Raw genomic sequence first — 15,012 nt, forward strand, 5'->3', positions numbered from 1 at the left:
AAAGTTAAATTTTATCATTGATAGACAATTATGCGTAAGGATCTTTTATGGAAAGCTTTTGAAGAATTTCTCTTTCGAGCTTTTCCATTTTATATGCTTCATCATCAGTTTCATGGTCATAACCAAGCAGATGCAAGATACCATGAACAATCATATGTGTTAAATGGTCTTGAAATGTTTTTCCTTCTTTCTCTGCTTCGAAAACAACAGTTTCTCGGGCAATAATAATATCACCGAGTATGGGACCAGGTCGATTTCCAGCTTTAAGTGGAAAAGCAGGAAAGGATAATACATTAGTAGATTTGTTTTTGTTGCGCCATTGTGCATTGATTTGTGCCATATGTTCATCATCCGTAAAAAGCAGGCTAATCTCGCTTACAACATTTGCCAATGAAACATGATGCATAGTTGCCATTAATGCTTTTTCAGTGATATTATAAAGCATTTTCTCATCATTCCACCCTGCGCTTTTAATCATTATATCAATAATAATCATGATGAATCAAATTCATTTTTTAATGCATCGCATGCGAATGATTTTTTTTTATTTTGTATTTCGGAATCACGATCATAAGCACGAACGATAGCAGCAACAAGTGGGTGGCGTACAACATCTTTTTCATCAAAATGCACAATTGCAATATTTTCTACATTTGAAAGAATGCGAATTGCTTCAATGAGACCTGATTTTTGCCCTGTAGGCAAATCAATTTGGCTTACGTCACCGGTAACAATCATACGTGTTCCTTCTCCAAGACGTGTGAGGAACATTTTCATTTGCATGGGCGTAGTATTTTGTGCCTCATCAAGAATAACAGCAGCATGGGCAAGTGTTCGTCCGCGCATAAAGGCGAGAGGAGCAATTTCTATGACACCAGAGGCTAAAATGCGTTCTATTTTTTCAGCGGGCATCATATCATAAAGAGCATCATAAAGTGGTCGTAAATATGGGTCGACTTTTTCTTTGAGATCACCGGGAAGAAAACCAAGATGTTCTCCAGCTTCAACAGCTGGACGTGAGAGAATAATTCGCTCAATGATACCACGTTCTAGAAGCATTGCAGCATGAGCAACAGCAAGATATGTTTTTCCTGTTCCTGCTGGTCCTACACCAAACACAAGTTCAGTATGCTCCATAGCACTTATGTAAGCGTCTTGTGTTGGAGTTCTTGCATGAATTATTTTTTTATGGGTACTCAACCGAGCTGGTATACGTTTCGTTGCAGATTTGTGTGTTATTGTGTCTTCTTTCTGCTTCTTTGGTATATTTGCCATAGCAATCGCTCCTTTTATATCTGATAAAGTGAGCTCTTGATGTGTTTTGGCACGTTCATAAAGCTGCTGCAATACATATTGCGCACGTTTTATAACAGAAACATTTCCACGGATTAAGACTTCATTACCACGCGGATGAATACTAAGTTCGAGTTTTTTTTCGATATAAGCGAGATTTTCGTCAAATTTACCAAAAACTGCTTTTGCATATTTATTATTTTCGAAAATCAAAACAACTTGGCTCACATCTGAAGCGCTTGTTTGTTTCAAGGTATCAGCCTTTTCAAGGGACGTATTTACTTTTTCTTTAATACGCTTTATTTTTTCGGTTGAAGCTTTCAGCCTATTCTCCATATTTACATAAATATTGCACATTTTGTTAAGTAAACTTTATAAAAGACAATTTTTACAAAAAGTGCACGCTTTAGATGTAATCATTTGCTTTTAAAATAAAAGAGTTTTCCAAAATATTTATTTTTGAACGAGGTATTAGAGGCATGTTTATCTATTTGTCACTTCACCAACAAAACTGTTTGAGCTTGCATTTTTAATATGAATTTCTATCACGCTACCTGTAGAGGCTTCTGTATTGACAACAACAGGTAAAAGCCAAGGGGAACGCCCTACCATTTGCCCTGAGTGACGTCCAGGTTTTTCGATGAGAACGTTCGTTTTTTGATCAATTTTAGAACGCAAAAACGCATTTTGTTGCTCAAGGAGAAGGGCTTGTAAATGTTGAAGTCGGGCATCTTTTACAGATTCATCAACATGATTTTTCATTGTGGCTCCCACTGTTCCAGGACGGGGGGAATATTTAAAAGAATAAGCTAAACTGTACTGTACTTGTTGAATAAGTTTAATGGTTTCTTCAAAGTCTTCATCTGTTTCTCCTGGAAACCCTACAATAAAATCGCCTGAAAAGGCGATATCTGGCCGTGCGGTTCGAATTTTTTCGATAAGATGAAGATAATGAGAGCTTTTGTGTTGTCGGTTCATGGCTTTTAAGATGCGATCTGAACCTGATTGAACAGGAAGATGGAGGTAAGGCATTAACATATCAAGATCTCGATGCGCGGCAATAAGGCTATCATCCATATCACGTGGGTGGCTGGTTGTGTAACGCAAACGCTTTAAACCATTGAGTTTTGCGAGATGATAAAGAAGATCGCCAAGACGCCAAGTTTTGCCATCAGCACTTTGTCCATGCCAACCATTGACATTTTGTCCAAGCAGCGTAATTTCTTTGACACCCGCTTCGATGAGTTGAAGGGCTTCCTCGGTAATTTGCTCGACAGACCGTGATATTTCAGCACCGCGTGTGTAAGGAACAACACAAAAAGTGCAAAATTTATCGCAACCTTCCTGTACTGTTAAAAATGCGCTAACACCTCGTTTTCTTACTGCATGTTTATTATGGGGCGGCAAATGAGCAAATTTATCTTCAACAGCATAGTCTGTTTCGATAATTTTTTTCCCTTGTTTGGCTTTTTCTAACAATTCTGGCAAGCGATGATACATTTGCGGACCAATAACAAGATCCACTGTTGGAGCACGGCGCAAGATTTCACTTCCCTCAGCTTGTGCAACACAACCTGTTACACCAACCATCAGGGGTTTATCAGGTGTGCGCTCTTGACGCATAACGCGCAAACGACCAAGATCAGAATAAAGTTTTTCTGCTGCTTTTTCACGAATATGACAGGTATTAACAAGAATAAGATCGGCATCATTGGGAATTTGTGTTGTCACATAGCCTTGCGAACTGAGGCTATCAGTCATCCGTTGGCTATCATAAACGTTCATTTGACATCCATAGGTTTTGATAAAAACCTTTTTAGGAGCAACAGGAGGCGTATTTTTAGGATTTACTTTATTCATAGCGCATGTGTAAATGTTTTTTACACAAATCTCAATCTATTTGCTTAAAAGTTTTTTGCATGATAATTGCATCACCACGACCATTTTTTGACGCGTAGTAGGCAAGACGTTCAGAAATTTTTTGAAATTCAAAGCGTTGATAAAGGTTCAAAGCAGAAAGATTTGTGGCTTCTACTTCCAAGAATAATTTTGTAGCGCCCTTGTCGTGAAGATGGTGAACTGTACGATCGATAAGAAAGGTACCAATTCCTTTTTGACGATAATGAGGATGAACAGCAATTGTGATGATTTCTGCTTCATCAAGGATGAGACGGCATAGGCAAAAGCCTAAAATTTGATCAGAGTGATCAATGAGAAAAGCTTTGTATCCGAAGATAGAGTGATCTGTTAAGAAATTATCAAAAGCTTGTTTTTCCCAAGAAGGGGTAAAACAATGCTGATGAATTTGATGAAGAGAAGCACTATCATTAACTTGTAGCGGAGCAATTCCAAAATTCTTTTCTGTCAATGAAAATTTGGGCATTATTTTTTTTGTGGTAAAGCAAAATTGGTTTGTTGTTTTGCATCAGCGCTGCGTAGATAGAGTGGGCGAGGTGAATTTTTTGATTGTTTGTTTGCAGCAAGATAAGCATAGTTTACAATATCGGCCGCTTCGCAGGGGATTTTTTCTAGGACAATTTTTTCGTATATTTTATGGTTTTTAATATGCTCCACAACGATATCAGCAGCTGGGCCAGTCAGTCGGGTTTTTTTGGGCAAATCTTCGAGGATATTTTCAATTGTTTTTAATCCCGGCGCTCCCAAAGGTGTGAGATCATTATGAAAATTTTGATGGTAGAACATCCCTCTCCCTGCTTCAATGACAACAGTAATTGCCGATGCTGTACTTTTATTGTTTATGACTTGTGCTGCTAACGCTTCAAGAGCACTCACTCCAACAGCAGGTATTTCAAGTGCTAATGCCAAAGCGCGCGCTGTTGCAACACCGACACGTACACCAGTAAATGATCCAGGTCCAATATTGACAGCAATATGCTCAACTTGATCAAGCGTCATATTGGCTTGTTTCATTATTTGTGTAATCTGCCCAATAAGTTTTTCAGCATGTCCTTTGTTCATGCGCTCATTGATACGCGCAATAACAGATTTATGACGAATAAGCGCAACAGCACAATAAATTGAAGCAGTATCTATAGCAAGGATAAGCATAAAAATATTTTAGTTGAATAAAACGATAAATAAAAGTCCTGCTGTATTTTTAATCTTTTCATTATCGTATATTTCATTTGTAAGAAAGTTACTAGTACCAATAAGCAACAATATCTTTTTATGGGATAGAACGAGATGTTGATTTAATCCTTATTTTTATCACTTTTTGAATGAGTACCTTGAGTATTGTAAGATTCTCTTATTTTAAGTCTACTTATGGTGAAACAATTAAAGTTATTAGCTTGTATATTACAAGCGGAGTTAGCGTATGAATCAAAACTGTTGAAGAAAAGAATAAAAACTCCTTCACGAATCGTTTAAATGTAAGGGTTGTCACAACTTGTAAGCTATCAAATAGTACTTTGATGCCACTTGTATTACATAGTAAGTAAAAGTAATTTAAAAGAGGAAAAGTTATGACCCCACATTTTTTCCAAATAAGAACATATTCTATCCGTCTTTATATAAAAAACTTAGCGTAATGAGAGCAGATGAAAGAAATGGCATTGTTTTGCATGAGTTACGTATTTTGATACTACCCTGTTGCAAATCATTATGGACTGAAAAGCACATTTGACAGTTTTCACTTAAATATCAGCTCTTTCAATTTTTTGTATAGAATAATGAGCAGTATTTTAGAACTTTTTCTGGTTTATGAAAGAACTGATTTTAATAATAATAAGGACTTTGGGTTGATTGCATACTACGTTGAAAAAATAATAATCAATGCACATTTTAAAATGTTATATGATTTAAATCATTCAATTGTATCATAATAAGGCTACAAATACCGAGAATAATTATGGAGCAGGTTGACGCCAAAATGACGCGCCATCCTGCTTTTTTTAGTGATCGGATATCAACACCTAATCCTAGTGCAGCCATTGAGATAACAGTAAACAACTGGGCAATAAATTTGATGGGATTGATAGCCTTTTCAGGGATAAGACCACTTGAGCGAACAAGCATCATGATAATAAAGCCAATGATAAACCATGGGACGAGGGTATGTAAACGCAAGCGTGTTTGTGCTGATTGGCGATAAATGATTGATAGAGTAAAAATAACAGGGCCTAACATGAGAACCCGTACTAATTTGACAATTGTTGCAATTTGAACACTTAGAAAAGAGATAGGTGCTGTTGCTGCTAAAACCTGTGGTACAGCATATACAACCATGCCAGCAAGCACACCATATTGGCTAAATGACAAATTCAGAGATGGATGTAAAAAGGGTAGAAATAAAATAATAAGAATTCCTAAAAGAGCAGTGAAGGCAATTGACGCGGCTACATCGTCATGTTTTGCTTTTATGACAGGTGCAACGGCGACAATAGCTGAATTGCCACAAATAGCATTCCCACAAGCGACCAGCATTGCTAAATGTGTAGAAAGCCCGAAAAGTCGGCCGATGGCAAAGCTCAGGATAATCGTTACGAATATCACGAAAATGATACTAGCAAGCAAATTCCAACCAGCTGAAAGGACTGCGTTAATGCTAATGCTTGCTCCTAGAAGAACGATAGCAATTTCGAGAAGTGTTTTTGCAGAAAAGGTGATACCTTTTTGAAAATATGTTGGCAAAGGAAAACAACTACGGATAATCGATCCCAAAAGAATTGCCAAAACAAGGCTTTCAAGCCACGCTTCCGTGAAAAGCTGTTTTTCTACAACTTCTAAGCCATAAGCTAAGGCTGATATGAGTAAACATACTAAAACACCAGGACCAAAGTCGTTTAAAAGTGAGAGATTTTTCTTTATCATTTTAATATTCCCCCGTCATTAAAGAGCTAAAGGTTAAGAAGAAAAAGCTTTAAAGATTTGTTCTTGCTTGTACAGCTGCTGCTAAAGTTCCGTCATCAAGATAATCAAGCTCGCCTCCTACAGGGACACCATGAGCAAGTCGCGTAATTTTAACTGGAAAATTGGAAAGCTGATCGGTGATATAGTGAGCAGTTGTTTGACCTTCGACAGTCGCATTGACAGCAAGAATAATTTCCGTAATAGGGTTTTGTACAACACGCTGTATTAAGGTGGCAATGTTGAGTTCGTCAGGACCTATTCCATCTAAGGGGGAGAGTCGTCCACCCAACACATGGTAACGTGCGGCTAAAGTTTTTGCGCGTTCAAGAGCCCACAGATCAGCAATATCCTCAACAACGATGATTGTTGTATCATCGCGGCGCAAATCTGTACAAATTGAACAAGGATCAATGGTATCGACATTTCCACAAACAGAACAAATGCCGACTTTTTCTATAGCTGCTTGTATAGCCGCTCCCAAAGGCTCCAGCAATGTCTCTTTTTTTTTGATAAGATGAAGCGCAGCACGACGTGCTGAACGTGGACCAAGACCTGGTAACCGTGATAAAATCTGAATGAGACGTTCAATCTCAGGTCCTGCAATGTATTTAGACATATTTTTGTCCCACGGAAAAAATCCGTTTCATTAAAATGGAAGCTTGAAACCTGATGGGAGTGGTAGCCCTGCCGTCATACTTTTGGTTTTTTCTTCTATTGCGACTTCGATTTTTGTTCTTGCTTCATTATAAGCTGCCATAATGAGATCTTCAAGAATTTCAGCTTCCTCAGGTTTGAGTAATGAAGGATCAATTTGAATTGCTGTTATAATATTTTTGCCATTTAAAGTGATATTGACGAGACCACCCCCTGCAGTGCCCACAGCTTGCAGATTAGCTATTTCCTCCTGAATCTTCTGCATTTTTTCTTGCATTTCTTTGGCTTTTTTCATCATGCTCATCATTTCACGCATAGGAATAGGTATCCTTATTCATCATTGATATCATTTTTATTTTTAAAAATATCAGCATTTTTAAAGGTATTGGGGAGTAAATCAAGATCATTTTCTTCTTTATTGAGTCGAATATCGACAATTTTTGCTTCTGGGAAATGATTGAGGATTTTCGCGATATCAGGATCTGTTTCTGCATTGGAAAAAAGAGTCTTTTGAATCGCTATACTTTCCTCCTGTAAGGTTGGGCCACCTCCTTCATTAACAAAAGTTATTGTCCAGCGTTTTTCAGTCCATTGAGATATCTTTTTTTCTATATCATGAGCAAGAAATTGTGGGGTATTTTCAGAAAGTCTTAAGGTAATATGCCCAGCTTCAAAAGAAACAGGATGAACAAATTCTTTAACAAGGAGTTTGAAAGGAACGTCATTATGCTGTTCGGCTAATTGAACAATATCGTGCAAAGAATTAATCACGAGAGTTTTAGGTTCAGTAATCTTTTCTGTTTTTTGCGTGACAGAATGCGATAAATTTGCAATCTTTTCAGAAAGATCAGTAGATTGAGAAGTTTCTAGAATTTCTGTTACTTCTTGGGCGCTGATTTTGTCATGGTTTTGATTTTTAACTAAATTTTCTGGTTGTAAGGAATGATCTAATTGGTTTTTCAAAGATGTTTTTAAATCTGATTGATCGGCTAATGTATTTGAAATGCTCGAGGAAGCATGGGCTCCGACCATTGTTTCTTTTGTTATATTATTTGCATTTGTAGATTCTTGATGAGAAGAGTTTTTAACCAGTGTGAGAGGCGTTTTTTCTTGCGTAAGCTTTTTTAAAGCCTCATCAAGAGTTGGTAAGTCAGCCATGTGAGCAAGACGAATTAAAAGCATTTCAGCGGCTTGAAGAGGACGTGCAGTTTGATTAACTTCCTGTAAACCTTTGAGTAACATTTGCCAGTTTCGGGATAAAATAGGAACGGAAAGTTTTTTTGAAAAGTCTAAACTTCTTAAACGTTGTTCTTCAGTCAGAGAGAAATCTTCCACTATTTCTGGTGTAAAACGTAAACGTGTGACCAGATGATTAAAATCGGCTAGTTCTGTCAATATAGTAAGAGGATCAGCACCTGCTTCATATTGACTGCGTAATTCATGTAACGCATTGACAACATCGCCCTTCATGATAAATTCAAAAAGATCAATAATACGTGCTTGATCCGCTAATCCTAACATTGTACGCACCGCAATAGCATTAACATTGCCATTGCTATGGGCGATTGCTTGATCAAAAATGGATAATGCATCACGTGCAGATCCTTCTGCAGCACGGGCAATCATAGAGAGTGCTTGATCTTCTACTTCTACCTTTTCATATTTCGCAATTTGACGCAAATGTGCACTCAAAGCTTTTGAGTCAATACGTCGTAAATCAAAACGTTGGCAACGCGAAAGAATTGTAATAGGAACTTTGCGAATTTCTGTTGTGGCAAAAATAAATTTCACATGGGAAGGTGGTTCTTCAAGAGTTTTCAATAAACCATTAAAGGCTTGTGTTGAGAGCATATGTACTTCATCGATAATATAAACCTTATAGCGTGCAGAAACAGGACGATAGCGTATTTGTTCAATAATTTCACGAATATCATCAATGCCCGTATGAGAAGCGGCATCCATTTCTATAACATCAATATGGCGTCCTTCGATAATTTGTGTGCAATGTTCACCAAGAGAGTCCAATACAGTTGTTGGTTGATCAATATCTTTTGTTTTATAATTAAGCGCACGTGCCAAAATACGTGCTGTTGTGGTTTTACCTACGCCACGAATCCCTGTTAACATCCACGCTTGTGCAATACGACCTTTTTCAAAGGCGTTGGTGAGAGTACGCACCATAGCTTCCTGACCAATGAGGTCAGAGAAGTTTTGGGGTCGATATTTACGAGCAAGAACACGATAGGCTGTTTCTACCGGTAAATTTTCCATGAGTATTTCCAACTTCGAAGTTCTTTATGCGTACATTTTGATAATACAAAAGCATAGATCAATACTGTAGTCTCATATAAAAGGATTTTTTCTTAATCAAATTATTTATGGGACAATTTGTTTAAAAATAACAAAACCCCTTTATTTGCTGCATACAAATGCTGCTCTGAAGATTAAAAATACCTCGCTAAAAGACAGCATAAAAAATAATTTCTTCAGCAAAATAGGAGGTTGGAACGATGACCCGTACCAGAACTCGTTGGGGCTGCTTCTTTCCAGACCTGACCCAGTTGGCGAGTAGTCCGTCCACCACCAACCTCCCAAGCTCATATTGTCGATTTGGAATGAAAAATCAAGATCAGAAACGAAAAATATCCTAAGAACGACGAAGAATTTTCCTTTGCGTTTAATTTATTGACATATAAACAACAAAGAGATTGTGGATTTACCAGTTTTTATAGCAGTAGCTCTTCATATTTATTTGGTATGAAAATATTTTTTCGCTTAAGATAGTCTGAATGTATAATTATTCTCATTCGCTGAAACATGTAAGAGTTTTAGGATAGATACATCTGTTCTAAAACTACGAAATTGAATCATCAAAAATTTACAACAGTCAAAGAAGCAAATAAAGCAGATAGATCATGTAATTGGCTAACATTTGAAAGTTAGGGGGAAGAGTGCTATTTAAATAATTATAAAATATTGCTTTAATGGTGTTGCTCCTCTATACAAAACAGAACATCCCAAACAGAATACATTTAATGTTATACATTCACAGGCTTTTTAAAGAGCGATTGCTCAATACTCTTAACTATATTTCAAACTCCACTCATAAATAGTATACATACTCTCCTTGAGATATAAGTCCATTGTGCACTATCTTTTTTATGCTTAATAAAAGTATAAATTTTAGCCCTCATACTACTTAACAACTCCCAATGTTGCGATCCCTTGCACTTGAGAGGCTTTATAAGAAGCATTTTTATTCCTTTTTTAATCGTTTTTACTCACACACCACTCCCATTTGTAACTTTCAAGGAAATGATTTTAATTGATTCAATATGAGATTTAAGATGGGAGGATCTTACTTTATTTGTGGTTGTAATTCAGTATAAAAAATCGAACTCTTATAATGATAAGTCAATATATTAAATATCTTATAAGAGAACCACCTCATTTCTATAGTGAATGAGAATATCAAATATGTAATATTTTTTCTTTTAACGTATATAAATACTGAGTAGATGTTATCGCTCTTTTTTTGCGTGCTTGTTCTTTTAATTAAAAAACATTGATGTTTATCACAAGATGGATCAATATATGAATTTTTATTATTTGAGAAAAGGTTTCATATATTTTTAAGAGACTGTACTCATGCAAGAGAAGATGCAACATTAAACGCTATAGAAATAAGGGGGTACTGATTTTATAAGCATAAAAATGGTTCTTATTCGATATAAGCGACATTTTATAGTTTCAGATAATTATATTCTTTAATAAGGAGGGAAAAGCGAGATAATTTTTATAAAAAGCTGAATGAGTATGACTTAAAGTGCAGTGAGGAATGCATCTGTAGAGCAAATTTTACTTTTCTGTTTATCTAAGTGATTTGGGTACGATGTGCTTTATAGTACTTAAAATAAAGCAGTTGCAAAGATAGAAGTTATATTCTTATTAAAAAAATAGCTCTGATAGTAGAAAATACAGAACAATTTAATTTTAGTCATTTAGTTTTCGCAAAAGTTCTTTAATATCTAACCTTATAAGCAGCTTAAGGTTTGCCATATTAGGATAAAAATAAGCTTTTCAGCGATTAGCTTTAATGGCTCATTATGCCCTATTTTGAAAAAAATACCTAAAAAAAGAATAACTCTACTCAAATTTAGATGTTATAGAAATATTGTTAATCATAATCTCCTGTGTCACAATTTGTTCCAACAACTTTTTTCTTCGTAATATTTTTAAAAATATAATGTCCTGACGAAGGAAAACTTATATGAAGAGATTTTATATTTTTTAGGATAAAGATCTTCTTTTCTTTATCATGGGTTATTTTCTTTTCATCATCAACAGCAATTCTCAATTTGTTTAAATCAGAAGGGGTAGAGTATGATAAAGTAAAGGATACTTTCTTCGGTTCAAAGATACTACAAGAGTATTCAGCTCCTTGATGGATTGTATCGGATGGGATGATCACAACACTTTCATCCAGCCCAAAATTCCATTTTCTCTCACCAAAGCCAGCAAACGCACCACTAGAGTAGGCGAGAATATTTGTGGCTAATAATCCTTGCATGAAGATTTTTTTCATTATCCTCTCCTTTTTCTAAAGTGAGGTGAATCATAAATCAATTTTTATAAAGATAAAAGCTCAAACTTAACGCTAAAATCAGGGCTAAGTTGCATTTTCTAGTTTTAAACCATGTTTAGAATGACATTAATCTAAGAGATTTGAATGCTCTATTATGTATAATAATTTGAATTGTTTTGAGAGCTAATTTAGAAGTTCGTTATCTTTATTGGAATATTGTCAGAGGAAATGACTTTTCTCAAGAAGCTCTCTTTGAATATATAAAAGGAAATAGATGGTACAAGCGTTTTTATTTTTGGTTACTGTGTTTTTTTACACTGGTTTTTATACAAGTTGAAGTGCTTTTTATCATGATATAATTTGTGAGAAAATATTATGCAAATAATTTATATATTCTGTTACGAGCTGTTTTTTCTTCTTCAGTTTTTATGAAGGGTGTTGAGTAGAAAAAAACGAGCTCTTTCAGGATACGTTGCATTATGAAATTTTTACGATGCTTTTTGATATCAACAAAAAATGATAGCAGCTTAATTGCTTTTATATATACGATGTTCGATCGTTTTGTGCTGGATAAGTACCGATAATACGCAGTTCTGCAGAAAAGAAAGATAATTCTTCTAAGGCAAGTTTCATCATCGGGTCTTCAGGATGTCCTTCAATATCAACAAAGAACTGTGTTGCATTGAAATTTCCACCAATTTGATAGCTTTCTAATTTTGTCATATTGATACCATTCGTTGCAAATCCTCCCATAGCTTTATAGAGAGCAGCGGGGACATTGCGCACTCGAAAAAGAAGACTGGTGATGATTTTTTCGCCATTTTGAGGTTTGGGGACATGTCGTTTGGAGCGTGAAAGGATGACAAAACGGGTAATATTATGAGGGTTATCTTCAACATCTCTTTCAAGAATATCAAGTCCATAGAGTTCTGCTGCGATTAAAGGTGCTAAGGCAGCCTGTGAACGTTTAGCATTTTTTTTAATAAATTTTGCAGCTCCAGCGGTGTCAGCAGAAACAACAGGTTTCCAATCGTTGTTTCGTATGATTTTTCGGCATTGTGCAAGGGCATGCGTATGGCTGTGGACGGTTTTAATTTCGTCATGTGTAACGCCGGGCAAAACCATGAGTTGAAAATGGATAGGTAAAAAATATTCATCAATAATATAAAGAGATGACTGTGGTAAAAGATGATGAATGTCTGCAACGCGTCCCGCAAGGGTATTTTCAATAGGGATCATAGCAAGATCAGCTTTCCCGCTTTCCACTAAATTAAGGGCGTCTTCGAAAGTAGCAGAGGGAACAGCATCCATATTGGGGAACATATTGGAGCAAGCAATATGGGAATTAGCGCCGTATTCTCCTTGGAAAGAAATTTTATTGGTTTTTTTAAGTATTTTCATGCTAAAATCTCACAAACTCTATCGAGATCATGTTGTGTGTCTACACCTAAGGGAATTGTATCGACTATTTCCACATCGATACGCATATTGTTTTCTAATGCACGTAATTGTTCAAGTTTTTCACGTTTCTCAAGTGGTGAGGGTTTGAATGATACAAATTTCTCAAGTGCTTCGCGCCTATAGGCGTATATTCCAATATGGTGATAAAGAGGACCCTCTCCATAAGGTGCTTTGGCGCGCGTAAAATAAAGAGCACGAAGGCGATTTTGAGAAAGCGGTGTACCAATGATTTTGACAACATTGGGATCTCTTGTTTCATTTTCTTCAATGATTTTGGCACCCAAGGTTGCAATATCAGTAAAGCTATTTTCTAAAGGGCGTAGCGCACGAATGATTTCACGAGGCATGATTGTTGGTAAGTCACCTTGTATATTTAAAATGGCGTTGTAGCGTTGTTCAGGATCAATGCGCACTAAAGCTTCATAAATACGATCAGATCCAGACTTATGATCACCTCGTGTTATGATATATTCATGCCCATAATCTGCAACAGCTTTAGCGATATCATTATGATCTGTTGCAACGATTGTACGTCCTATTCCAGCTTTTTTGGCTTGTTCTACGACATGAACAATCATCGGTTTTCCGCCAATTTCAGCGAGAGCTTTTTGAGGAAGACGGGTTGAGCCCATACGGGCAGGAATAAGAATAATTGGTTCAAGAGCCATTGTAAGATTCCCAATGTCATCTGTGATGCATTTATGATATTGTGTGTTATAAAGAAAAAGCTTAAACTAAAAATGGTAATAAAACCGTGAACATTTGAGTTTTTATGAATCGCTCGAGATTTATTTATTTTATTTGTGCTTGTTTATGTGTGCTGGTCGCTATTGTGGGGATTTCCACACTCAGCAATATAATTTACGATCATCCTACATCAGTCCAATATCATCATACAGTTGCCAAGAATGATATATTTCAAGAAAAACAAAAAGCACCTGATGTTTCCCTATCACTAAATAGCCGCCTTCAACAAGGCAATTTTGAAAATGGCCGTAAAGTTTTTCGCCAATGTGCCATATGCCACACATCTGGACGCAATGAAGCAGGGCGTGTTGGTCCAGTTCTCTGGGAGATTGTTAACCGCCCTTTGGCATCAGCAGCAGGTTTTGCTTATTCACGGGCATTACGTGCTCATTCTGATCAAAAATGGGATTTTGTAACGTTAGATCGTTATTTACATTCTCCACGTGAAGCTTTTCCTGGGACCATTATGTCTTTTCGTGGAATTAAAAATGACCAAGATCGTGCCGATCTCTTGCTTTATTTACGCAGTTTATCCGATCATCCTGTTCCTTTACCAATGGATAATAATAAAGCGAACGAGCCAAATTAACTTATACCATAGATGTTAATTTTAGAAAGAAGTCTGATTTTTTTGTAATTTTAGTTTCACAGTTTTATAAAAAGAGCTCTTATTGATGTTTTGTTAGGGGGGAACGCCCCTCACGCAAAACAGAACATATTTAACATTGCATATTTACTCGCTTATTTTAAAGAGATCTTTTATAAAAATGCACTCTTTACGCTGTCGTCTGTGGATTGGTTTTCAAGATTTGTGTGCTTCACTTTTTCTACATATACTTGTACTTGTCTGTGAAATTATTGCTGAAGGATTATCAATTCATGAGCCGCAGCTTTCTGCTTCTGAATGCAATAATTATGTAATTAAAGCTCTCCATGAGGTTTATCTCAATCCTTCTATACACATCAATCCCTATGTACTTTTACATCAAGTCCCATGTATTTTTCTTATGAACAGAGACAATTGATTGTTCTTATACGTGCAATAATCCTAAGCTGCATTTTATGATGCTCGATGAATAGACGTTTTCTCTTGAGGTTAGAGATGTACGGACAGATCATTGACCTTTTATAGTATCGATCACTAAAATATGACTTAAATTATTTATTTATAGGTTATGGTTTGAAGTAAGCACTTTCATGTGAAACAATTTTTATGTGTGAATAGTAAAATAGTTGAATAGAGTTCTGCTGATTGTATTTTTATCTACGTCGAAAATTTTTTACACAAGAATACTGATAGCAGCTGCGTTCCCACGAGTCTCTGTCCATTTATAGACGATGACATGAAATTATGCTGATAATCCATTATAGAGAATTATTTTTTCACAAAAGGTTTGCCA

The 15,012-nt window shown here is 36.1% G+C and carries 13 protein-coding genes and 1 other RNA gene; 1 reads left to right on the plus strand and 13 read right to left on the minus strand.

Features of this window, described 5'->3' with window-relative positions; all coding sequences use genetic code 11:
• Positions 1 to 28: 28 nt before the first annotated feature.
• From ybeY to ACFIMK_RS08520, 13 genes are all read right to left on the minus strand, one after another.
• Positions 29 to 496 (minus strand): rRNA maturation RNase YbeY, encoded by a 468-nt coding sequence (gene ybeY / locus ACFIMK_RS08460; protein WP_375611807.1) that lies wholly within the window; start codon positions 494 to 496, stop codon positions 29 to 31.
• A complete protein-coding gene (locus ACFIMK_RS08465) occupies positions 493 to 1,617 on the minus strand; it encodes a PhoH family protein (protein ID WP_375639981.1) in 1,125 nt (374 codons plus the stop codon). The genes ybeY and ACFIMK_RS08465 overlap by 4 nt, the downstream gene beginning before the upstream one ends.
• Positions 1,618 to 1,776: 159 nt before the next feature.
• Positions 1,777 to 3,153 (minus strand): tRNA (N6-isopentenyl adenosine(37)-C2)-methylthiotransferase MiaB, encoded by a 1,377-nt coding sequence (gene miaB / locus ACFIMK_RS08470; RefSeq protein WP_375693542.1) that lies wholly within the window; start codon positions 3,151 to 3,153, stop codon positions 1,777 to 1,779.
• A gap of 31 nt (positions 3,154 to 3,184) precedes the next feature.
• Complete coding sequence (rimI, locus tag ACFIMK_RS08475) at positions 3,185 to 3,676, minus strand: ribosomal protein S18-alanine N-acetyltransferase (RefSeq protein WP_375682848.1); 492 nt, start codon at positions 3,674 to 3,676, stop codon at positions 3,185 to 3,187.
• On the minus strand, positions 3,676 to 4,362 hold the full coding sequence (gene tsaB / locus ACFIMK_RS08480) for a tRNA (adenosine(37)-N6)-threonylcarbamoyltransferase complex dimerization subunit type 1 TsaB (protein ID WP_375681915.1): 687 nt from the start codon (positions 4,360 to 4,362) through the stop codon (positions 3,676 to 3,678). The genes rimI and tsaB overlap by 1 nt, the downstream gene beginning before the upstream one ends.
• Positions 4,363 to 5,097: 735 nt before the next feature.
• Positions 5,098 to 6,126: a YeiH family protein gene (locus ACFIMK_RS08485; RefSeq protein WP_375682849.1), complete on the minus strand. Its 1,029-nt coding sequence runs from the start codon at positions 6,124 to 6,126 to the stop codon at positions 5,098 to 5,100.
• A gap of 49 nt (positions 6,127 to 6,175) precedes the next feature.
• Entirely contained in the window at positions 6,176 to 6,781 is a 606-nt protein-coding gene (recR, locus tag ACFIMK_RS08490) for a recombination mediator RecR (RefSeq protein WP_273790577.1), read from the minus strand.
• Between the two features lie 30 nt (positions 6,782 to 6,811).
• Complete coding sequence (locus ACFIMK_RS08495) at positions 6,812 to 7,135, minus strand: YbaB/EbfC family nucleoid-associated protein (protein ID WP_375606797.1); 324 nt, start codon at positions 7,133 to 7,135, stop codon at positions 6,812 to 6,814.
• 14 nt (positions 7,136 to 7,149) lie between these two features.
• The gene (locus tag ACFIMK_RS08500; protein ID WP_375682850.1) at positions 7,150 to 9,090 is read right to left on the minus strand and encodes a DNA polymerase III subunit gamma/tau; all 1,941 of its coding nucleotides are present in this window, start codon (positions 9,088 to 9,090) and stop codon (positions 7,150 to 7,152) included.
• A 223-nt stretch (positions 9,091 to 9,313) separates the two neighbouring features.
• Positions 9,314 to 9,411, minus strand: an RNA gene (gene ffs, locus ACFIMK_RS08505) — signal recognition particle sRNA small type.
• 1,585 nt (positions 9,412 to 10,996) lie between these two features.
• Complete coding sequence (locus ACFIMK_RS08510; protein ID WP_375668310.1) at positions 10,997 to 11,404, minus strand: hypothetical protein; 408 nt, start codon at positions 11,402 to 11,404, stop codon at positions 10,997 to 10,999.
• Positions 11,405 to 11,941: 537 nt separating this feature from the next.
• Positions 11,942 to 12,805, minus strand: a complete 864-nt coding sequence (locus ACFIMK_RS08515; RefSeq protein ID WP_375646290.1) for a prephenate dehydratase — start codon at positions 12,803 to 12,805, stop codon at positions 11,942 to 11,944.
• The gene (locus ACFIMK_RS08520; RefSeq protein WP_375632301.1) at positions 12,802 to 13,533 is read right to left on the minus strand and encodes a 3-deoxy-manno-octulosonate cytidylyltransferase; all 732 of its coding nucleotides are present in this window, start codon (positions 13,531 to 13,533) and stop codon (positions 12,802 to 12,804) included. The genes ACFIMK_RS08515 and ACFIMK_RS08520 overlap by 4 nt, the downstream gene beginning before the upstream one ends.
• 104 nt (positions 13,534 to 13,637) lie before the next feature.
• Between ACFIMK_RS08520 and ACFIMK_RS08525 the strand changes: the two genes are divergently transcribed.
• Positions 13,638 to 14,201, plus strand: coding sequence for a c-type cytochrome (locus ACFIMK_RS08525; protein WP_375638368.1), 564 nt, complete (start codon positions 13,638 to 13,640; stop codon positions 14,199 to 14,201).
• The last annotated feature ends 811 nt before the right edge of the window (positions 14,202 to 15,012 follow it).

Origin of the sequence: Bartonella sp. AP280QHHD (genome assembly GCF_042196125.1) — a bacterium.
Taxonomy (GTDB): Bacteria; Pseudomonadota; Alphaproteobacteria; order Rhizobiales; family Rhizobiaceae; genus Bartonella.